The sequence below is a fragment of the Streptomyces graminofaciens genome (genome assembly GCF_030294945.1).
GTDB lineage: Bacteria > Actinomycetota > Actinomycetes > Streptomycetales > Streptomycetaceae > Streptomyces > Streptomyces graminofaciens.
Genome location: NZ_AP018448.1, coordinates 7,932,251 through 7,952,647 on the forward strand (window position 1 = coordinate 7,932,251; position 20,397 = coordinate 7,952,647).

Sequence of the window (20,397 nt, forward strand, 5' to 3'; positions counted from 1 at the left end):
GTATCGGAATACGGTCATGACAGACGGGGATCCCCCGGGGGGAGTGGGGGTTTCGGGGTGCCGTGACCTCGCAGGTCGGGCCCTCGCGGGGGCGTCCGGCGGTCGGGCCCTCGCAGGGGGCCGGCGGTCAGACCCTCGCAGGGGGGTCCGGAGGTCAGGCCTTCAGCGCGGCGGCGATCGAGTCCGCGATCGGCGTGGTCGGGCGGCCGATCAGCCGGGAGAGGTCACCGGAGTCGACGACCAGCTCGCCCTTCTCGACGGACGCGTCGACGCCCGCGAGGATCGTGGCGAGCAGCTCGGGGAGCCCGGCGCCGGCCAGGATCCCGGTGTAGGCCTCGACGGAGACGGAGTTGTAGGCGATCTCCTTGCCGGTCTGCCGGCTCAGCTCGGCCGCGTACTCGGCGAAGCCCCAGGCGACGTCGCCGCCGAGCTCGTACGTCTTGTTCTCGTGACCCTCACCGGTCAGCACGGCGACCGCGGCGGCGGCGTAGTCGGCACGGGTCGCGGAGGAGACCCGGCCCTCACCCGCGGCCTGGGTGACGGCGTTGTACTGGAGCACCGGGGCCAGCTGCTCGGTGAAGTTCTCGTTGTACCAGCCGTTGCGCAGCAGTACGTACGGCAGGCCGGACGCGAGCAGCGCCTTCTCGGTGCCGCGGTGGTCGTCGGCCAGCGCGGCCGTCAGGGAGCCCGGCGCGCTGGTGTACGCGACGAGGGCGGCGCCGGCGGCCTTGGCGGCGTCGATGACGACCTGGTGCTGGGCCACCCGGTCGGAGCCGACCTCGCTGCCGGAGATGAGCAGCACCTTGTCACCGGCGGCTATGACACCGTCGAAGGTCTCGGGGGCGTTGTAGTCGGCGACCGCGATCTTCACCCCGCGCGCCGCGAACCCGGCGGCCTTCTCCGCGCTGCGGACGACGGCCGTGATCTGCTCGGCGGGGACCTTCTCCAGCAGTCCCTCGATGACGAACTTGCCGAGGTTTCCGGTGGCTCCGGTGACGATGATGCTCATGATGAGGACTCCTCCAGGGGGCGGGTGCGTCGCTAACCCTAGGAGGTGCGCTAACTCTGCGAAAGTACCCACTTTGAAGTAAGGTACTGGCATGGGAGTAAGTGCTCAGACGAATGGGACGAGCGGCTCGGCAGGGGCGCGGACGAGCGGACCGGCGACCAGGTACGACATGGACGGCGACGGGATGTGCCCGTACCGCCTCGTCCTGGAGCATGTCACCAGCCGCTGGGGCGTGCTGGTCCTGATCGAGCTGATGGAGCGGCCGTACCGCTTCAGCGAGCTGCGCCGGGCCATCGGCCGCGTCAGCGAGAAGATGCTCACCCAGACCTTGCAGACCCTGGAGCGCGACGGGCTCGTCCACCGCGACGCCAAGCCCGTGATCCCGCCCCGCGTCGACTACTCCCTCACCGACCTCGGCCGTGAGGCCGCCGAGCAGGTGCGCGTACTGGCGACCTGGACCAAGGAGCGCATGGACGACGTGGAGAAGGCGCGGCGGACGTACGACGAGGCCCGCCAGGAACGCGACGAGGCCCGGGTCTCGTAGAACAGAGGCCCGGTTCTCGTGGAACAGAGGCCCGGGTCTCGTAGAACAGGTGAGGACCCGGGCCCCGGGGAGCGGCGGCGGTGCTCAGCCGACGACGGTCCAGGTGTCCCCGCCCGTGAGCAGTGCCGACAGGTCGCCCTTGCCGTTCTGCTCGATGGCCGCGTCGAGCTGGTCGGCCATCTGGGTGTCGTAGACGGGCCGTTCGACGGAGCGGAGCACCCCGATGGGCGTGTGGTGCAGCGTGTCCGGGTCGGCCAGCCGGGAGAGGGCGAAGGCCGTGGTCGGGGACGCGGAGTGGGCGTCGTGGACCAGGATCCGCGACTCGTTGTCGGGCGTGACGGTGACGACCGACAGATCGCCGGTCCGCTCGTCCCGCACGACCCCCCGGGCGCGGTCGGCGCCGAACCGGATCTGCTCGCCGTGCTCCAGCCGGATCACGGCCTCCTCGGCCTGCTGCCGGTCCTTGAGGACCTCGAAGGCGCCGTCGTTGAAGATGTTGCAGTTCTGGTAGATCTCCACGAGCGCGGTGCCCGGGTGCGCGGCGGCCTGCCGCAGCACCTCGGTCAGATGCTTGCGGTCGGAGTCGACGGTCCGGGCGACGAAGGACGCCTCCGCCCCGATCGCCAGCGACACCGGGTTGAAGGGCGCGTCCAGCGACCCCATCGGCGTCGACTTGGTGATCTTCCCGACCTCGGAGGTGGGGGAGTACTGGCCCTTCGTCAGCCCGTAGATGCGGTTGTTGAAGAGCAGGATCTTGAGGTTGACGTTCCGGCGTAGGGCGTGGATGAGGTGGTTGCCGCCGATGGAGAGGGCGTCGCCGTCACCGGTGACGACCCACACCGACAGATCCCGCCGCGAGGTCGCGAGGCCGGTGGCGATGGCGGGGGCCCGCCCGTGGATGGAGTGCATCCCGTAGGTGTTCATGTAGTACGGGAAGCGGGAGGAGCAGCCGATGCCGGAGACGAAGACGATGTTCTCGCGGGCGAGGCCCAGTTCGGGCATGAAGCCCTGCACGGCGGCGAGGATCGCGTAGTCACCGCAGCCGGGGCACCAGCGCACTTCCTGATCGGACTTGAAGTCCTTCATGGACTGGCGTGCCTCGGCCTTGGGGACGAGCGAGAGCGCCTCGACCGTGCCCTGACCCTCAGTGGACGTCTCAGCCATCGATGGCCTCCTTGAGAGCCGTGGCGAGCTGCTCCGCCTTGAACGGCATGCCGTTCACCTGGTTGTAGGAGTGGGCGTCGACCAGGTACTTCGCCCGGATGAGCATGGCGAGCTGGCCGAGGTTCATCTCGGGGATCACCACCTTGTCGTAACGCCCGAGCACCGCGCCCAGATTCCGCGGGAAGGGGTTGAGATGCCGCAGATGGGCCTGCGCGATGGACTCCCCGGCGGTCCGCAGCCGTCGTACGGCGGCGGTGATCGGCCCGTAGGTGGACCCCCAGCCCAGGACCAGGGTTCTGGCCTCGTGCGGATCGTCGACCTCGACATCGGGTACGTCGATGCCGTCGATCTTCGCCTGTCGTGTCCGCACCATGAAGTCGTGGTTGGCGGGGTCGTAGGAGATGTTGCCCGTGCCGTCCTGCTTCTCGATACCGCCGATGCGGTGTTCGAGCCCCGGGGTGCCGGGGATCGCCCAGGGGCGGGCGAGGGTCTCCGGGTCGCGCTTGTACGGCCAGAAGACCTCGGTGCCGTCGTCCAGCGTGTGGTTCGGACCCTGGGCGAACTGCACGGTCAGGTCCGGGAGTTCCCCGGTCTCGGGGATGCGCCAGGGCTCCGAGCCGTTGGCCAGGTAGCCGTCGGAGAGGAGGAGGACGGGCGTGCGGTAGGTGAGGGCGATCCGCGCCGCCTCCAGGGCCGCGTCGAAGCAGTCGGCGGGTGTGCGCGGCGCGACGATCGGAACCGGTGCCTCGCCGTTGCGCCCGAACATGGCCTGGAGCAGATCCGCCTGCTCGGTCTTGGTCGGCAGCCCGGTCGACGGCCCGCCGCGCTGGATGTCGATGACGAGGAGCGGCAGCTCCAGCGAGACCGCGAGCCCGATGGTCTCGGACTTGAGCGCGACACCCGGCCCGGAGGTCGTCGTGACGGCCAGAGACCCCCCGAAGGCGGCCCCCAGCGCGGCCCCGATCCCCGCGATCTCGTCCTCGGCCTGGAACGTCCGTACGCCGAAGTTCTTGTGCCTGCTCAGCTCGTGCAGGATGTCGGAGGCGGGCGTGATCGGGTACGAGCCGAGGTAGAGCGGCAGATCCGCCTGACGTGAGGCCGCGATCAGCCCGTACGACAGCGCCAGGTTCCCGGAGATGTTCCGGTAGGTACCGACCGGGAAAGCGGTGGTGGCCGGAGCGACTTCGTAGGAGACGGCGAAGTCCTCGGTCGTCTCCCCGAAGTTCCACCCGGCACGGAACGCCGCGATGTTGGCGGCCGCGATGTCGGGCTTCTTGGCGAACTTCGACTTCAGGAACGTCTCCGTGCCCTCGGTGGGCCGGTGGTACATCCACGACAAGAGGCCGAGCGCGAACATGTTCTTGCTGCGCTCGGCCTCCTTGCGGGTGAGGGAGAATTCCTTCAGGGCTTCCACCGTCAGGGTGGTCAGCGGCACCGGATGGACGCTGTATCCGTCCAGCGATCCGTCCTCCAGCGGACTGACCGCGTACCCGACCTTCTGCATCGCCCGTTTGGTGAACTCGTCCGTGTTGACGATGATCTCCGCGCCGCGCGGCACGTCCCCGATGTTCGCCTTCAGAGCGGCGGGGTTCATCGCGACCAGCACATTGGGCGCGTCACCGGGGGTGAGGATGTCGTGGTCGGCGAAGTGCAGCTGGAAGGACGAGACACCCGGCAGGGTTCCTGCGGGCGCCCTGATCTCGGCCGGGAAGTTCGGCAGGGTCGACAGATCGTTTCCGAAGGAGGCGGTCTCGGAGGTGAAGCGGTCCCCGGTGAGTTGCATCCCGTCACCGGAATCCCCCGCGAAACGAATGATCACCCGATCGACCCGGCGGACATCCTTCACTCCGGCCGGCTTGCGCTGCTCTCCCACAACGGCCTCATCGGCCTGTTCCGCTGGGCTGCTGACCTGGCTGGTCACTGATCTGGACCTCCCTTGATGCGGCTGTCCGGGAGGGGCCGTCCCGCGGACCTCCCCAAGGCCAACCCTACGTCGGTAAGGGGGCCCTTCCCTTGGCCATTCACATGGTGGACGCTGTTTTGAGACGGTCGGACGCCCTGGCTTGTCATGATTTGCACCCCACCGCACTGCTCTGGAAGACGCTCCCCGCTGATTGTCGGTTCTGGGGCGCGAGGGTTGGTGGATCACGACGCGGGTTGGCGGGAATTCGCCGGAGCGCGACAGGCACGGCAGGCGCGACAGGCAGGGCAGGGGCGACAGGCACGGCGGGCGCGGCAGGCACGGCGGGCGCGGCGGGCGCGGCAGGCGAGTGGCGGTCGCCTGGTGCGGCGTCTGGTGCTGTGGCTGGAGTGGTGTCTGGAGTGGCCGTCTGGTGCGGTGTCCGGCGCGGCCGTCCGGCGTGGCTGTCTGGCGTGGCTGTCTGGCGTGGCTGTCTGGCGTGGCTGTCCGGCGTGGCTGTCCGGCGCGGCCGTCCGGCGCGGCCGTCTGGCGCGGCGTCACATGATCAAGAGCGATCAGGAATTCAGATAGGTGAGAACCGCCAGCACGCGCCGGTGGTCCCCGTCGCTCGGGGACAGCCCGAGCTTCAGGAAGATGTTGCTGACGTGCTTCTCGACGGCCCCGTCGCTGACGACGAGCTGCCGGGCGATCGCCGAGTTGGTCCGCCCCTCGGCCATGAGCCCCAGCACCTCCCGTTCCCGAGGGGTGAGTCCCGCCAGCACATCCTGCTTCCGGCTCCGCCCGAGCAACTGCGCGACCACCTCGGGGTCCAGCGCGGTACCCCCCTGAGCCACCCGCACCACCGCGTCCACGAACTCCCGCACCTCGGCCACCCGGTCCTTGAGCAGATAGCCCACCCCACGACTGGACCCGGCGAGCAGCTCTGTGGCGTACCGCTCCTCCACGTACTGCGACAGCACGAGCACCCCGAGCCCCGGATGCCGCTTGCGCAGCTGTACGGCGGCCCGGACCCCCTCGTCGGTATGGGTGGGCGGCATCCGCACATCCGCGACGACGACGTCCGGCAGCGCGTCCTGCGCCGCGAACTCGGTGATGGTCTTGATCAGCGCCTCCCCGTCACCGACCCCCGCCAAGACGTCGTGCCCCCGGTCGGTCAACAGCCGGGTCAGCCCCTCCCTGAGCAGCACCGAGTCCTCGGCGATGACCACACGCACCCTGTCCTCCACGATCCGGGCCCCCAAGCCGCCGCACCAGCGGCCGACCCCCGTATTGGCCCGACCTGCACGACAGTCCCCAGCATTCCAGTAAACGGGGGTGAGGTGGGCGGGGCTGGGGGAATGGGGCGGGAGTGATCGAGGGGTGGGGAGACGAGGGGAGGGGAGGGGAGGGGAGGGGAGGGGAGGGGAGGGGAGACGAGGGGAGGGGGGTGAGCCGGGGACGGTCGGCTGAACGGTGAGTGCTGGAGCCGGGGACGGTCGGTTGAACGGTGAGTGCTGGAGCGGGTGAGGGCAGACCCGGCCGAAGACTGTGTGGCGGAGCTGATGATCACGGGCACGGGTCGTTTGGCCCTGTGCAGAGTCTGAGCCCGCACACCACTTCTCAGGACGCAACCGCGTCGGAGCCGAGCACGGCAACAACCAGCCCGTCCGGCGCTTGAGGACGAGCCCGAAGGGCGATCCACCCCCCCCACGGACGGGCAGGACCCCGCCCACCCTCAGCCGCCGCCCTCTCCTCTCCGCCCTCTCCCCTCCGCTCTCCCCTCTCCCCCCAGCCCTCCCTCTTTCTTTCCAGCCCTCCCCCCCTCAGCCCGTCCGGCGCTTGAGGACGCGGGGGCCTGGGGGCGGCGGCCCCCATCTCGAGGATGGGACGGGTAGGGGCGGCGGGAGCGAGAGAAAAAGACCCCGCCCCCATACCCGCCTTCCTACACCCGCCCTCGCCAAGGCAACTCCGCAGTCACCCGAGTAGGCCCCCCCACCGGCGAGTCCACCACCAAAATCCCATCCACCGCACCGATCCGCCCAGCCAACCCCGCCAGCCCCGACCCACCGCTCACATCGGCTCCCCCCACCCCGTCATCCATCACCTGCAACATCAACCGCCCCTCCACCTTCCACACATCCACGGTCGCCCGAGAAGCCCCCGCATGCTTGCTGACGTTCTGCAACAACTCCGACACCGTGAAGTACGCGATCCCCTCGATCGCCGGCACCGGCCGCGCCGGCAGCTCCACATCCACCACCACCGGCACCGCACACCGCGAGGCGACCGCGGACAACGCCGCGTCCAGCCCCCGATCCGTCAACACCGCCGGATGAATCCCCCGGGCCAGATCCCGCAGCTCCTGCAACGCCGTCTTCACCTCCCCGTGCGCCGAGTCCACCATCCGCGCCGCCGCCCGCGGATCCTCCGCCAGCTTCTCCTTCGCCATCCCCAGGTCCACGGCCAACGCCACCAGCCGCGCCTGCGCCCCGTCGTGCAGATCCCGCTCGATCCGCCGCAGATCGGCCGCCGCCGTGTCGATCACGACCCCCCGGTCGGACTCCAGCTCCACCACCCGCGCCCCCAGCCGCGACGGCCCGAGCAGCCCGCGCACCATCAGCCGGTCCACGGTCGTGAGCGCCCGCACGATCCACGGCGTGGCCACCGTGAACAACAGCCCCACCAGCGCCGTCACGGTCACCTCGAACGGGTTGTCGAGATAGACGGCACGGCTCTCGTCCCCGTACAGCTGGAGCCCGTCCTGCCCGGCCCACATCGGAAACACCCAGAACCACAGCGGATACGTCAGCAGCGCCCACCCGTACGCCCAGAAGTTCACCGCCACCACGAACGAGAACACCGCCCACGGGAACTGCACGAACCCGTAAAGCAGTTGCCGCCACGACGACCCGCTGCGCAGCACCGCGCCCATCCACGCCATCGCCCCGCGCCCCCTGCGCCGCGGCGGCTCCGGCTCGGCCACCTCCACCCCGAGCAGGGCCCGAGCCCGCGCCCGCTCCAGCATCCCGAGTCCCCGGCTCCCGGCCAGCGCCAGCGCCAGCACCGGCACCCCGAGGAAGGTGATCAGCAGACCCATGCCGAGGGACACCATCGTGACGACGTACGTGAACATCACGACCCCGAGCGGCAGCCCCAGCACCACATAGCCGAACTCCCGCCAACCGCGCCCCTCGAACGGCGCCCGAAGCAGCGCCGGCACCCGGTGCCGCCGCCCCCCACCGGCCTCACCCCAGCCGTCGTACCCGTACCCGTCCCCGTACTCCGTGGCCATCGGCGTAGTCCGTTTCTACTCGTCCGCTACTCGCCCCGCGCCCGTCGCCCCACGCTTCGGACGGCGTACTCCCACCCTCCTCGGACCGGACCGCACGGACCATGGAGCACGTCGGCGTCTCAGTGCGGGGGTTTTCCCCACCCCCCCGCACCGCCCCGACAACAGAGCCCGGGTCCCCGCGTGCCGCCACCGCCCACAGCGGCACTCGACCAACACCGCACACCCGCGCCCGTACACGCCTTTACGCCTCCACGCCTACGGTCGTACGGCATGCCCATGCCCATGCCCATGCCCCTGGCCATGGGGCTGACCCTGCCCCCGGCTCTCGCCCTCCCGCCCCCGCCACGGCAGCTCCGCCGTGACCGTCGTGGGGCCGCCCACCGGTGACTCGATCACGAAGACCCCGTCGACCGCGTCCAGCCGCTCCGCGAGCCCCGCGATCCCCGTACCGCCGTCGAGGCGCGCGCCGCCCCGGCCGTCGTCCCCGACCTGGATCAGCAGCCGGTCGTCCGCGCGCCACACGTCGACGGTCGCGGACCGCGCCCCGCTGTGCTTGCTGATGTTCTGCAGCAGCTCGGAGACGGTGAAATAGGCGATGCCCTCTATGGCGGCGGCCGGGCGGGCCGGCAGGTCGACGGTCACCTTCACCGACGCGGTGCACCGCGAGGCCACCGCCGACAGCGCCGCGTCGAGCCCCCGGTCGGTGAGCACGGCCGGATGGATCCCACGAGCCAGATCCCGCAGTTCCTGGAGCGCCAGCTTCACCTCGCCGTGCGCCTCCTCGACCATCGCGGCGACATGCTCGTCGGCCTGCCCCTCCAGCAGCTTCTCCTTGGCGAGGCCGAGCCCCATGGCCAGGTTCACCAGACGGGCCTGCGCCCCGTCGTGCAGATCCCGCTCGATCCGCCGCAGATCGGCCGCCGCCGTGTCGACCACGACGCCCCGGTCCGACTCCAACTCCGCGATCCGGCGCTCCAGCTCGTCGGAGGGCGACAGCAGCGCGCGCACCATCACCCGGTCCGCGTTGGTCAGCCCGCGCACGATGTACGGCAGCACCGGCCACGCCACGAACAGCCCCGTGAGGGTGACCGTGAACGTCACGACCGCCCATGGCATCCGGATCAGCTCGTACAGCATCGAACGCCAGCCGACCGGGTCCTTCACGCTCATCAGCAGCTGCACGAAGAACCCGTTGTCCCCGCGGCCCCGCCCACCGCCGATCGGCAGCGGACTCGGCTCGTCCACCCGCACCCGCAGCAGCGCCCGCGCCCGTGTCCGCTCCAGCCTGCCCAGCTGCCGGGCACCCATCAGCGCGGCCGCGAGCAGCGGGAAACCGATCACCGTCAACGTCAGAAACGCGCTGGTGAACAGGACCGTCGTCACATAGGTGAACCCGATCAGCGCGAACGGCAGATTCGACAGCAGATGCGCGATCTCCCGCCACGTCTGCCCCTCGTACGCGAACCGCGCGGGCGGCAGCGGCTCGTCGGGCGTACGACTGGAGGGCAGCGGCCGGTCGTATGTTTGTGCGGGTCCGGCGCTGGGATACCCGGCGGAGGAATGAGGGGCTGCGGTCATGCCCACCAGCCTGCCCGGCGGGCACCGGCCCGCGCCATGAGGCGGACCGCCCCCATCCCCTGGGGAAAACCCCACCTCTGGGGAAAACCCCACCCCGGGGGACGCGTGGGGCCGAGCGGGGCCGGGGTGGGCCGAGGGGCGACGGGCTGCTTACGCTCTCTTTAGCAGGGCCTAGACTCCCGTGCGTACAGATCGTCGAACGGCGGCGTACGCACAGGTCGCCAGCTCAGGAACGAGGGACGGACGTGCCGGAACCGACCGTCGCCGTCGCGGCGGACTACTTCGAGTCCTACTCGGTGGTCGGACTGCTCACCGCCATCGGCGTGCTCTTCGTCGCCGTGGCCTTCGGCGCGGGCCGCCTGCTGCGCCCGGTGGTACCGACACCCGAGAAGCTTCTGACGTACGAGTGCGGAGTCGACCCCGTCGGCGAGGGCTGGGCCCACACCCAGGTCCGCTACTACGTCTACGCCTTCCTGTACGTCATCTTCGCCATCGACTCGATCTTCCTCTTCCCCTGGGCCACCGTCTTCGCAGACCCCGGCTACGGCGCGACCACGCTCGTGGAGATGTTCGTCTTCCTCGGCTTCCTGGCCGTGGGCCTGCTCTACGCCTACAAGAAGGGGGTCCTGACGTGGACGTGACCCCTCCTGCTTCCGACGCCCCCGAGCCGGTGCTGCTGCCGGAGCCGAAACGGCTGGGCGCCCTCGCCCGCCTCGCCCCCGAGCCGATGAAGGTGATCCTGAACTGGGGCCGCCGCTACTCGCTCTGGGTCTTCAACTTCGGCCTCGCCTGCTGCGCGATCGAGTTCATCGCCGCGTCGATGGCCCGCCACGACTTCATCCGTCTCGGCGTGATCCCCTTCGCGCCCGGGCCGCGCCAGGCCGACCTGATGGTGGTGTCGGGCACGGTCACGGACAAGATGGCCCCCGCCGTAAAACGCCTGTACGAGCAGATGCCGGAGCCGAAGTACGTCATCTCCTTCGGCGCGTGCAGCAACTGCGGCGGCCCCTACTGGGACTCCTACTCGGTGACGAAGGGCGTCGACCAGATCATCCCGGTCGACGTCTACGTCCCCGGCTGCCCGCCCCGCCCCGAGGCCCTCCTCCAGGGCATCCTGAAACTCCAGGAGAAGATCGCGCGCGAGTCGCTGGGGGAGCGGTACGGGTCCGGATCGACGCGCCCGTCGCCGACGGCGCTGCAGAGCGGCCTGGTGAAGCCCCCGGTTGCCGCATCGCCTACGGGTTCCGGTTCGCCTTCGCCTTCGCCTTCGGGTTCGACTTCGCCTTCAGGTACGACTTCGGGTTCGGGTTCGGAGGAGTCCTGATGAGCACGGTCGGCTGGCTCCCCGCCCCCGTCGACGAACTGTTCGGCACGGAGGCCACGGCCGAGGAGTCGTACGAGGTCCTCACCGTCGACGTACCGCCCACGAACTGGACGGACGCGCTGCGCGTGGCCCGTGACGAACTGGGCTGCACCTATTTCGACTGGCTGAGCGCGGTCGACGAACCGGCCACGGGCTTCCGCGTCTCGGCCCACGTGGTGGCCCTGACGCCGGTCCGCCGCCTGCTCGTGCGCACCACGGTCCCGCACGAGTCCCCGGTCCTCCCGACCGCCGTGGACGTCTACGCGGGTGCCGCCTGGCACGAACGCGAGACCCACGAGATGTTCGGCGTCCGCTTCGAGGGCCACCCGGCCCTGACCCACCTCCTCCTGCCCGACACCTTCGAAGGCCACCCCCTTCGCAAGGACTTCGTCCTGGCCGCCCGGGTCGCCAAGGCCTGGCCCGGCGCCAAGGAGCCGGGGGAGCCTGCGGCGGGCGCGGCCCACGGCGGCCCCAAGCGCCGCCAGATGCTTCCCCCAGGCGTCCCCGACCCCAACGAATGGGGCCCCCTGAAGGGCCAACTCCCCCCGGCCCCGACCCGCCCGACCCGAGCCCCGGCCCGCGCGACAGGAGAACGCCCGCCCCGCACCACCGGCGACCGCCCGGTACGCCGCGCCCGCACAGCCGACGAGGGCTCGGCGAGCCAGACCCCGACCGAGACCCCGGCCGCTCCTGCGACACCACGCCGTGCTCGTACGGCGGCGGAGGGCTCCGCCAGCCAGACCCCGACCACTTCGGCGTCGCCGCGCCGGGCGCGTACTGCGGCCGAGGGCTCGGCGAGTCAGGCGTCTGCTTCGCCCACTCCGGCGTCGGAGGGTGCGGGTGTGGCGGTGTCGCCGCGCCGGGCTCGTACGGCGGCCGAGGGTTCCGCCGGCCAGACGCCCACTCCGGCGTCGGAGCCGACGGGCGCTCCGGCGGCGTCGCCGCGTACTCGCACCGCAGCCGAGGGTCCGGCCGGCCAGACGCCCACCCCGGCGCCCGAGGCGACCGGAGCCCCCGCCGTTCCCACGACCGCGCACCGTGCCCGCACCGCAGGCGAGGGCTCCGCGACCCAACCGGCCCAGACACCGACCCCGGCGACCCCGACCGAGTCGGCTCCATCGGTCGAACCAACCGAGTCGGCTCCATCGGTCGAACCAACCGAGTCGGCTCCGTCGGCCGCATCGACCGCTCCGTCCGAGCCAACGGCACCCGAAGCCCCGCCCGCGTCCCGCAGCGACCAGGCGACCCAGGCTCAGCAGCCCTCCCGCCCCGAGCGAACGCCCCCCGCCGGACCACGCCGGGCCCGCACCGCCTCGGGCGGCTCCGCGAGCCAACGTGCGACCTCCGCCGAAGGCCCCGCCACGGCGGCCCCCGCCCCGGGCGAGTCCTCCTCGGAACGCCGCCCCGCCCGCCCGGCCCCCCGCAGCGCAGACGCCCCCTGGCACCACGCCCGCCCGGCCTTCGACGAGCCGGAACCGACAACGCAGCCCCAGCCGGCTCCTGAACCTCAGCCGACCCGCGAGCCGACCCCACAACCCCAACCGCAGCCCCAGCCGGAAAGCAGCCCCGGCGGCCCGAAACCGGAACCGTCACCCGAGGAACACCCGCAACAGGCCTCAAAGCCCGACGCACCCACGGATACGCCCCCGCCACCGGACCGGGACCCGTCGTCGGACCCGTCACCCGCCGACCCGGCCGCCACCAACGACGACCGTGACCCCGGCCCTGACCGCGTCACCGGCCCCGACACGGACCCCGGCACGGACCCCGAATCGCCCACAGGAGGCCCGCAGTGAACGACGCTCTCGACGTCGCCCTGCGACTCCTGCTCGTCTTCGTCGTCTTCCTCACCTTCCCCCTGATCATCGGCCAGACCGAACACAAGGTCATGGCCCATATGCAGGGCCGTCTCGGCCCCATGTACGCCGGCGGCTTCCACGGCTGGGCCCAACTCGTCGCCGACGGCGTGAAGTTCGCCCAGAAAGAAGACATCGTCCCGGCCGGCGCGGACCGCCGTGTCTTCCAACTCGCCCCCGCAGTCGCCCTCCTCCCGTACCTCCTCGTCCTCCTCGCCATCCCCATCGGCCCCGGCGAGGGCGCCGTCGGCGAGGTCATCGACGCGGGCATCTTCTTCGTCCTCGCCGTGATGGGCGTAGGCGTCCTCGGCTCCCTCATGGCCGGCTGGGCCTCCGCCAACAAGTTCTCCCTCCTCGGCGGCCTGCGCACCGCCGCCCAGCTCCTCGCCTACGAACTCCCGATGCTCCTCACCGCCGCCTCGGTGGCGATGGCGGCCGGAACCGTCTCCCTCCCCGGCATCCTCGACGCCTTCCAGTGGTGGTGGCTCCCCTGGCAGATCACCGGCGCGATCGTCTTCTTCATCGCCGGCCTGGCCGAACTCCAGCGCCCCCCGTTCGATATGCCCGTCGCCGACTCGGAGATCATCTTCGGCGCCTACACCGAGTACACAGGCCTCCGCTTCGCCCTCTTCCTCCTCGCCGAGTACGCCGGAATCGTCGTCCTCTGCGGCCTGACCACCGTCCTCTTCCTGGGCGGCTGGCACGGCCCCTGGGGCGCCGACGGCCTCGGGTGGGTCTGGACCCTCCTGAAGACGGCCGTCCTCGCCTTCATCGTCATCTGGCTCCGCGTCACCTACCCCCGCCTGCGCGAGGACCAGCTCCAAAAGCTCTCCTGGACCCTCCTCGTCCCCCTCTCCCTCGCCCAGATCGCCCTCACCGGCGTCGTCAAGGTGGTGATCCAGTAACCATGGCCCCCATCCCCGGTAGTGGTCTCGCCAAGGGCCTGGCCGTCACCCTCCGCACGATGACGCGAAAGACCGTCACCGAGCAGTACCCGGACGCCCAGCCCGAACTGCCGCCCCGCACCCGCGGCGTCATCGGACTCTTCGAGGAGAACTGCACGGTCTGCATGCTGTGCGCCCGCGAGTGCCCGGACTGGTGCATCTACATCGACTCCCACAAGGAGACGGTTCCGCCCGCCGCCCCCGGCGGCCGCGAGCGCAGCCGCAACGTCCTCGACCGTTTCGCCATCGACTTCTCCCTCTGCATGTACTGCGGTATCTGCATCGAGGTCTGCCCCTTCGACGCCCTCTTCTGGTCCCCGGAGTTCGAGTACGCCGAGACCGACATCCACGAACTCACCCACGAACGCGACAAGCTCCGCGAGTGGATGTGGACCGTCCCGGCCCCACCCGCCCTCGACCCCGCCGCCGAGGAACCGAAGGAACTCGCCGCCGCCCGCAAAACCGCCGAGAAACTCGCAGCCCAGGCCGCCGATCCGAACGAACCCAAGGGAGGAGAGTCGTGACCCTCGCCCAGGCACAACACGGCCTCCTCGCCCAGGCACAACACGGCTTTCTCTCCCCGACCGGCGTCGAGATCGTCTTCCTCCTCGTCGGCCTGGTCACCCTCGGCGCCGCGCTCGTCACCGTCACCACCCGACAACTGGTGCACGCCGCCCTTTGGCTGGTCGTCACCCTTGGCGGCCTCGCCGTCGAGTACCTCCTGCTCACCGCCGAGTTCATCGCCTGGGTGCAGGTCCTCATCTATGTCGGTTCCGTCGTCGTCCTCCTCCTCTTCGGTCTGATGCTCACCAGGGCCCCCATCGGCCGCTCCCCGGACGCCGACTCCGGCAACCGCTGGGCTGCCCTCACCGTGGCCGTCGCCGCGGCCGCCGCCCTCGTCTGGGTTGTCGTCGACGCCTTCCGCACCACCTGGATCGACCTCGACGGCCCCGCCGAGGGCTCCACCAAGGCCACCGGCGAAAGCCTCTTCCAGAACTGGGTCCTCCCCTTCGAGGCCCTCTCCGTCCTCCTCCTCGCGGCCCTGGTCGGCGCGATCGTCCTCTCCCGCAAGACGAAGACGGATGCGAGCTCTCCCCCTGTGAACTCCCGCGCCGTGATCGGCAGTTCCCCAGCCGTCCCGGATTCCCGTAATCACCCGATCGAGGGACATGACCCGGCCGAGCAGGAAGGTGCCCGCTGATGCACCTCGCCTATCCCGCCGTGCTCTCCGCCCTCCTCTTCTCCACCGGCCTGTACGGCGTCCTCGCCCGCCGCAACGCGATCCTCGTCCTGATGTCCGTCGAGCTGATGCTCAACGCCGTCAACCTCAACCTCGTCGCCTTCGACGTATGGCTCAGCAAGACCGCCGAGGAGACCCTGCACTCGGGCCAGGCCCTGACCCTGTTCACCATCACCATCGCCGCCGCCGAGATCGGCATCGGCCTGGCGATCGTCCTCGCCGTCCACCGCAACCGCGGCACCGCGGACATCGACAAGCTCCGCGACACCGCCGAGGGCCACGAGACCGACGGCCCGGACGAGGCCGCCGCCACGGCAGACCAGGCAGACCCGGCCGGGCAGACCGAGAAGGCTGAGGCCACCGCGTGACCACGACCACCCTCGCCGTCCTCGTCCCCCTCCTCCCGTTCCTCGGCGCCGCCGCCGGCCTGCTCCTCGGCCGCACCGCCCCCGGCTTCGTCCGCCCCCTCGCCGTACTCCCGACCCTCACGGCCTTCGCCCTGGCCGTACTGGTCGCCGTACGTCAAGGCGGCGACGCCGCCGTCAACGCGGCCACCGAACTGACCCCGACCGGCTCGATCCCCATCGAGCTCGCCCTGTACATCGACGGCTTCGCCGCCCTCGTCGCCGTCCTGGTCGGCCTGGTCGCCACCTGTGTGCAGATCTACTCGACGGGCTATCTCCGCGACGACCCGCGCTACCCCTCCTACGCCGCTCTGGTCTCCCTCTTCACCTCCGCGATGCTCCTCGTCGTCTACTCCGGCGACCTGATGGTGCTGCTGGTCGGCTGGGAGATCATGGGTATCTGCTCGTACTTCCTGGTCGGCCACTACTGGGAGACCCCGGAGGCCCGCGCCGCCTCTCTCAAGGCCTTCCTGGTCACCAAGCTCGGCGACGTCCCCTTCCTCATCGGCCTGTTCGCCCTCGCCACGGACGCCGGCTCGTTCCGCATCACCCGGATTCTCGCCACCGTCGCCGACGGCGGCCTGGACCACCCGACCCTGATCGCCCTGCTGCTCCTCGCCGGTGTCGCGGGCAAGTCCGCCCAGTTCCCGCTGCACACCTGGCTCCCCGACGCGATGGCGGGCCCGACGCCGGTCTCGGCGCTGATCCACGCCGCGACGATGGTCGCCGCCGGTGTCTACTTCATCGCCCGGCTCCTCCCGGTCTTCGCCGCCTCCTCGGCGGCCCTGGTCGTCCTCGCCGTCATGGCCGCGATCACCATGGCCGGCTCGGCCCTCGCCGCCCTCGCCCAGGACGACATCAAGCGCGTCCTCGCCTACTCGACGATCGGCCAGCTCGGCTACATGACCGGCGCCCTCGCCGTCGGCGACCGCGGCGCCGCCGTCTTCCACCTCCTCTCGCACGGCGCCTTCAAGGCCCTGCTGTTCCTCGCGGCCGGCGTGATCATCCACGCCGTCGGCACCAACTCCCTCGCCGCCATGTCCCGTATGAGCAACCTGCGCTCTCGCGTCCCCGACGCCTACTGGACGATGACCGTGGCCCTCCTCGCCCTCGCCGCGATCCCGCCCTTCAGCGGCTTCTTCTCGAAGGAGTCCGTCCTCGGAGCAGCCGAGCACGCCGCCACCGGCCACGCCGAGAACATCCCCGGCGCCGCGGGCTGGACCGTCCTTGTCGCCGGCGTCCTCACGGCCCTGCTCACCGCCGCCTACGCCACCCGCCTGTGGCTGCTCGCCTTCCACGGCCGGGGCACCGAAGCCCCCGACCACGGCCGCCAGCCGCTCACCATGACCGTGGTGCTCTGGGTGCTCGCCGTCCCGTCCCTCGCCCTCGGCGGGTTCGCCTACGGCAGGCTCCCCGACTGGTTCGACGGCGACGACCTGGCACCCACCCTCACCACATCCGTCCTCGGCACGGGCGTCGCCCTGGCCGGCGGACTCGTGACCTACGGCGCCTGGCGGTACACCAGGGCGCAAGCGGCCGACGTACCCCTGGGAGCCGTCGCCGCCCACCCCGAGGGCGACGCCGGACAGGTCGAGGCGGAGGCCATCGCCAGCCACGCACCCGCCTACGGAGACCTGGCCTCGGCACCCGACCCGGCGGACCCGGGCCGCCTCCTGCTCGGCCCGCTGCACCGCCACGCGGCCACCGGCTTCCACCTCGACGCCGTGTACTCGGCGCTCTTCGTCCGCCCGGTCCAGGCCGGTGCGAGTCTCGTCCGATTCCTCGACCGCGAGGTCGTCGAGACCTACGTACGCGGCGCGGGCGCCCTGCCCCGTCTCCTCGGCGCGGCCGTGCGGCGCGCCCAGACCGGCAATGTGCAGACCTATGTGAGCGCGCTGCTCGCCGGCACCGTCGTCCTGGCGGTCGCCGCCCTCCTCGTCGCCACGGGAGCGTGAGCAGGCGTGATCGATATCAACGAGTCCGTGATGCAGTTCCTTCTGGCGTTCGTCGTCGTCGGACCGCTCATCGGCGCCGCCGCCGCTCTCCTGCCGGCCCCGCCCGGGCTGAAGGGGAAGTCACCCGAGCAGGCCGTGCTCCGCCACGGCGTGACCGTGACCGGCGCCGTGCTCATCGCCGCGATCGCCCTGGCGCTCGGCTTCGACCACGACCATCCGTCGAAGATGCAGGCCAGCACGGACATCAGCTGGATCCCCGCACTCGACGTGCGCATCCACCTCGGCATCGACGGCATCTCCCTCCCCCTTCTGGCCCTGACCGCGCTGCTGACCTTCCTCTGCGCGCTCTACTCCTACTTCAAGATGCCCGCGGGCCCGTCCCCGAAGGCCTTCGTGGCCCTGCTGCTCGTCCTCGAGTCCGGCACCCTCGCGACCTTCGCCGTCCTCGACCTGCTGCTGTTCTTCCTCGCGTTCGAGATGGTGCTCATCCCGATGTACTTCCTCATCGCCCGCTGGGGCGGCGAGCAACGGACCCAGGCGGCTTGGAGATTCATCCTCTACACCCTGCTCGGTTCCGTGGTCATGCTTCTCGGCCTGCTCCTGATCGGAATCAGGGCGGGCACATTCGACATGGTGGCACTCGCCACTGACAATCACCCCGAGCTGACCACATCCGTGCAGGTCATCGCCGTTTTGTCGATCGGGATCGGGCTCGCGGTCAAGACCCCGATGTGGCCGCTGCACAGCTGGCTGCCGGACGCCCACACCGCCGCCCCGACCGTCGGCTCGGTCCTGCTGGCCGGCGTCCTGCTCAAGATGGGTACGTATGGATTCGTCCGGATCCTGCTGCCGATCACCCCCGACGGCTTCCGCACCTTCGCGCCATACCTCGCCGCCTTCGCGGTCGTCGGAATCATCTACGGATCCCTCGCCTGCCTCGCCCTCGCCAAGCAGGGCGCGAAGGGCGACCTCAAACGCCTCATCGCGTACTCGTCCGTGGGCCACATGGGCTTCGTCCTCCTCGGCATCGCCACGATGACCCCGACCGGCGTTAACGGCGCGCTCTTCGCCAACATCGCCCACGGTCTCATCACCGGCCTGCTGTTCTTCCTGGTCGGCGCGTTGAAGGACCGAACCGGCACCACCGACCTCGACACCCTCGCCCAGGAGACCGGCGCCGCCCTCTACGGCAAGGCACCCCGCCTCGGCGGCCTGCTCGCCTTCGGCGCCGTCGCCTCGCTCGGCCTGCCGGGCCTCGCCGGATTCTGGGGCGAGATGCTCGCGCTGTTCGGCGCGTTCCGGCCCGCCGACGGCCTCAGCCGCCCGGCCTTCCTCACCTTCATGGCGATCGCCGCGTTCGGCACGCTCCTCACCGCCGCGTACATGCTCATCGTGGTCCGCCGCGTCTGCATGGGCGCCGCCCCGCAGGAGGGACCGAAGGTCGCCGACGTACAGACGTACGAATTCGCCGCCTGGACCCCGCTCGTCGCACTCACCGTCCTCGCCGGCCTCTGGCCCGCGGCCCTGCTCGGACTGACCGACCCGGCCGTGCAGCAGCTCCTCGCAGGAGGCACCCGATGAGCTCCCTGGCCCAGCCCCTGGCCGAGTCCGTCGTCCAGTCCGTCGACTGGCTCGCTGTCGCGCCGCCCACCGTCGCCGCGATCGTCGGCCTCGCCGTGCTCATCGCCGACCTCTTCGTGGGCGACGCCAAGAAGGCACTGCTCGGTTGGACGTCGGTCGCCGGTCTCGCCGTCTCCACGCTGGCCCTGCTGCCACTCCTGGACGGCGACCGCGCCACCTTCTGTCTGACCGGCGACCCGGACGTCTGCAGCTACACGGCGGACCGCTTCACCATCGTCATCCAGTTCCTGGTTCTCGGCGGCGCTCTCCTCGCGGCCCTGTTGTCGATGACGGCCCTGAAGGACGCGAAGAAGGAACTCCCCGAAGGGGAGTTCTGGTTCCTGCTGCTGTCGTCCGCCGCAGGCGCGGCCCTCCTGCCCGCCTCACGCGACCTCGCGACCCTCGTCGTCGCCCTGGAGGTCGCCTCTCTGCCCGCCTTCGCCCTCGTCGGCATCAGACACGGCGACAAGCGGTCCTCCGAGGCGGCCCTGAAGTTCTTCCTGTCGTCCGTCACCGCGACCGCCGTCAGCCTGATGGGCATCAGCTTCCTCTACGCCACCACGGGCACCCTGTACCTCACCGAGATCGCCGAGCGCATACAGGACGTCGACGGCCAGCTCCACACCCTCGCCCAGGCGGGCGTCGTCCTCACCCTCATCGGCTTCGCCTTCAAGACAGCCGCCGTACCGTTCCACTTCTGGGTCCCGGACACCTACGTGGGCGCCCCTCTGCCGGTCGCCGCCTACCTGTCGGTCGTCGGCAAGGCGGTCGGCTTCTCCGGACTCATCCTCATCACCGTCGTCGCCCTCCCCCCGTACGCCGACGTCTGGGGCCCGGCCCTCGCCGCGCTCGCCGCCCTCACCATGACCGTCGGCAACGTCGGCGCCCTCAGACAGCAGGCCACGCGCGCGTACAGCGCGGTACGGCTCCTCGCCTGGTCGTCCGTCGGCCAGGCCGGCTACCTCCTGGTGCCGATCGCGGCCGCGGCCTACTCCAAGGACGCCGAGAAGGCGATCGGTTCCACCGTGGCGTACGCCCTGATGTACGCGGCCGTGAACCTCGGAGCCTTCGCCGTGGCCGCCCTCGTAGGCCGTACGAAGCCCCTGAACCGCGTCAGCGACTACCGAGGCCTGTACGCGGCGAGCCCCCTCAGCGCCCTGCTTCTGGCCTTCTTCCTGCTCTGCCTCGCCGGTCTGCCCCCGGGCATCATCGGCCTCTTCGCCAAGGTCACCGTCTTCTCGGCCGCTGTCGACGCGGGCCTCGGCTGGCTCGCTGTCGTTATGGCCGTCAACGTCGTGATCGCGCTGTTCTACTACCTCCAGTGGACCGCGCTGCTGTTCCGCGCCCCCGAGGGCGAACCCCAGCGGCACCGCGTCCCGGCCCCCCTGACCGCCGCGATCGCCCTCACCGGGATCCTCGGCATCGCCCTCTCCGGAGCCCCCCAGCTAGTACTCCGCTTCGCCGACACGGGCCTCTTCTAGCGCCCGTACGGCATCCCCACGCGCGCGTGCGCGGACACGTACGAGTC

General features: G+C 70.8%; 17 protein-coding genes. 11 read left to right on the forward strand and 6 right to left on the reverse strand.

Features of this window, described 5'->3' with window-relative positions; genetic code table 11:
• Positions 1-154: 154 nt before the first annotated feature.
• Positions 155-1,009, reverse strand: coding sequence for an NAD(P)H-binding protein (locus SGFS_RS34820; protein WP_286256155.1), 855 nt, complete (start codon positions 1,007-1,009; stop codon positions 155-157).
• A 169-nt stretch (positions 1,010-1,178) separates the two neighbouring features.
• Between SGFS_RS34820 and SGFS_RS34825 the strand changes: the two genes are divergently transcribed.
• Positions 1,179-1,553, forward strand: coding sequence for a winged helix-turn-helix transcriptional regulator (locus tag SGFS_RS34825; protein ID WP_286260221.1), 375 nt, complete (start codon positions 1,179-1,181; stop codon positions 1,551-1,553).
• Positions 1,554-1,637: 84 nt separating this feature from the next.
• On the opposite strand, the gene SGFS_RS34830 is transcribed toward SGFS_RS34825, so the two are convergent.
• The 5 genes from SGFS_RS34830 to SGFS_RS34850 form a co-directional block, all read right to left on the reverse strand.
• Entirely contained in the window at positions 1,638-2,717 is a 1,080-nt protein-coding gene (locus SGFS_RS34830; RefSeq protein WP_286256156.1) for a 2-oxoacid:ferredoxin oxidoreductase subunit beta, read from the reverse strand.
• Entirely contained in the window at positions 2,710-4,638 is a 1,929-nt protein-coding gene (locus SGFS_RS34835; protein WP_286256157.1) for a 2-oxoacid:acceptor oxidoreductase subunit alpha, read from the reverse strand. Before SGFS_RS34835 ends, SGFS_RS34830 begins: the two co-directional genes overlap by 8 nt.
• 554 nt (positions 4,639-5,192) lie before the next feature.
• Entirely contained in the window at positions 5,193-5,852 is a 660-nt protein-coding gene (locus SGFS_RS34840; protein ID WP_286256158.1) for a response regulator transcription factor, read from the reverse strand.
• 707 nt (positions 5,853-6,559) lie between these two features.
• Positions 6,560-7,909, reverse strand: coding sequence for a sensor histidine kinase (locus SGFS_RS34845; RefSeq protein WP_286256159.1), 1,350 nt, complete (start codon positions 7,907-7,909; stop codon positions 6,560-6,562).
• Between the two features lie 255 nt (positions 7,910-8,164).
• Positions 8,165-9,487 (reverse strand): sensor histidine kinase, encoded by a 1,323-nt coding sequence (locus SGFS_RS34850; protein ID WP_286256160.1) that lies wholly within the window; start codon positions 9,485-9,487, stop codon positions 8,165-8,167.
• A gap of 245 nt (positions 9,488-9,732) precedes the next feature.
• Here SGFS_RS34850 and SGFS_RS34855 point away from each other — a divergent pair, with 245 nt between their 5' ends.
• From SGFS_RS34855 to SGFS_RS34900, 10 genes are read left to right on the forward strand one after another with little or no spacing between them, the layout of a single operon-like run.
• On the forward strand, positions 9,733-10,128 hold the full coding sequence (locus tag SGFS_RS34855) for an NADH-quinone oxidoreductase subunit A (RefSeq protein WP_286256161.1): 396 nt from the start codon (positions 9,733-9,735) through the stop codon (positions 10,126-10,128).
• Positions 10,119-10,811, forward strand: a complete 693-nt coding sequence (locus SGFS_RS34860; RefSeq protein WP_286256162.1) for an NADH-quinone oxidoreductase subunit B — start codon at positions 10,119-10,121, stop codon at positions 10,809-10,811. Before SGFS_RS34855 ends, SGFS_RS34860 begins: the two co-directional genes overlap by 10 nt.
• Entirely contained in the window at positions 10,811-12,646 is a 1,836-nt protein-coding gene (locus SGFS_RS34865) for an NADH-quinone oxidoreductase subunit C (protein WP_286256163.1), read from the forward strand. Before SGFS_RS34860 ends, SGFS_RS34865 begins: the two co-directional genes overlap by 1 nt.
• Positions 12,643-13,611, forward strand: coding sequence for a complex I subunit 1/NuoH family protein (locus tag SGFS_RS34870; protein WP_286256164.1), 969 nt, complete (start codon positions 12,643-12,645; stop codon positions 13,609-13,611). The genes SGFS_RS34865 and SGFS_RS34870 overlap by 4 nt, the downstream gene beginning before the upstream one ends.
• 2 nt (positions 13,612-13,613) lie before the next feature.
• Complete coding sequence (locus tag SGFS_RS34875) at positions 13,614-14,174, forward strand: NuoI/complex I 23 kDa subunit family protein (protein WP_286256165.1); 561 nt, start codon at positions 13,614-13,616, stop codon at positions 14,172-14,174.
• Positions 14,171-14,851, forward strand: a complete 681-nt coding sequence (locus SGFS_RS34880) for an NADH-quinone oxidoreductase subunit J family protein (protein WP_286256166.1) — start codon at positions 14,171-14,173, stop codon at positions 14,849-14,851. The genes SGFS_RS34875 and SGFS_RS34880 overlap by 4 nt, the downstream gene beginning before the upstream one ends.
• On the forward strand, positions 14,851-15,258 hold the full coding sequence (nuoK, locus tag SGFS_RS34885; protein WP_286256167.1) for an NADH-quinone oxidoreductase subunit NuoK: 408 nt from the start codon (positions 14,851-14,853) through the stop codon (positions 15,256-15,258). Before SGFS_RS34880 ends, nuoK begins: the two co-directional genes overlap by 1 nt.
• On the forward strand, positions 15,255-17,249 hold the full coding sequence (locus tag SGFS_RS34890) for an NADH-quinone oxidoreductase subunit 5 family protein (RefSeq protein ID WP_286256168.1): 1,995 nt from the start codon (positions 15,255-15,257) through the stop codon (positions 17,247-17,249). The genes nuoK and SGFS_RS34890 overlap by 4 nt, the downstream gene beginning before the upstream one ends.
• 6 nt (positions 17,250-17,255) lie before the next feature.
• On the forward strand, positions 17,256-18,830 hold the full coding sequence (locus SGFS_RS34895) for an NADH-quinone oxidoreductase subunit M (RefSeq protein ID WP_286256169.1): 1,575 nt from the start codon (positions 17,256-17,258) through the stop codon (positions 18,828-18,830).
• Complete coding sequence (locus SGFS_RS34900; RefSeq protein ID WP_286256170.1) at positions 18,827-20,350, forward strand: NADH-quinone oxidoreductase subunit N; 1,524 nt, start codon at positions 18,827-18,829, stop codon at positions 20,348-20,350. Before SGFS_RS34895 ends, SGFS_RS34900 begins: the two co-directional genes overlap by 4 nt.
• Positions 20,351-20,397: the final 47 nt, after the last annotated feature.

What these genes read in the sequence shown, in the direction of transcription:
- SGFS_RS34820 (WP_286256155.1), bottom strand. Translation starts at nt 1,009, where the DNA reads ATGAGCATCATCGTCACCGGAGCCACCGGAAACCTCGGCAAGTTCGTC.
- SGFS_RS34830 (WP_286256156.1), bottom strand. Translation starts at nt 2,717, where the DNA reads ATGGCTGAGACGTCCACTGAGGGTCAGGGCACGGTCGAGGCGCTCTCG.
- SGFS_RS34825 (WP_286260221.1), top strand. Translation starts at nt 1,179, where the DNA reads ATGGACGGCGACGGGATGTGCCCGTACCGCCTCGTCCTGGAGCATGTC.
- SGFS_RS34865 (WP_286256163.1), top strand. Translation starts at nt 10,811, where the DNA reads ATGAGCACGGTCGGCTGGCTCCCCGCCCCCGTCGACGAACTGTTCGGC.
- SGFS_RS34875 (WP_286256165.1), top strand. Translation starts at nt 13,614, where the DNA reads ATGGCCCCCATCCCCGGTAGTGGTCTCGCCAAGGGCCTGGCCGTCACC.
- nuoK (WP_286256167.1), top strand. Translation starts at nt 14,851, where the DNA reads ATGCACCTCGCCTATCCCGCCGTGCTCTCCGCCCTCCTCTTCTCCACC.
- SGFS_RS34900 (WP_286256170.1), top strand. Translation starts at nt 18,827, where the DNA reads ATGAGCTCCCTGGCCCAGCCCCTGGCCGAGTCCGTCGTCCAGTCCGTC.
- SGFS_RS34845 (WP_286256159.1), bottom strand. Translation starts at nt 7,909, where the DNA reads ATGGCCACGGAGTACGGGGACGGGTACGGGTACGACGGCTGGGGTGAG.
- SGFS_RS34850 (WP_286256160.1), bottom strand. Translation starts at nt 9,487, where the DNA reads ATGACCGCAGCCCCTCATTCCTCCGCCGGGTATCCCAGCGCCGGACCC.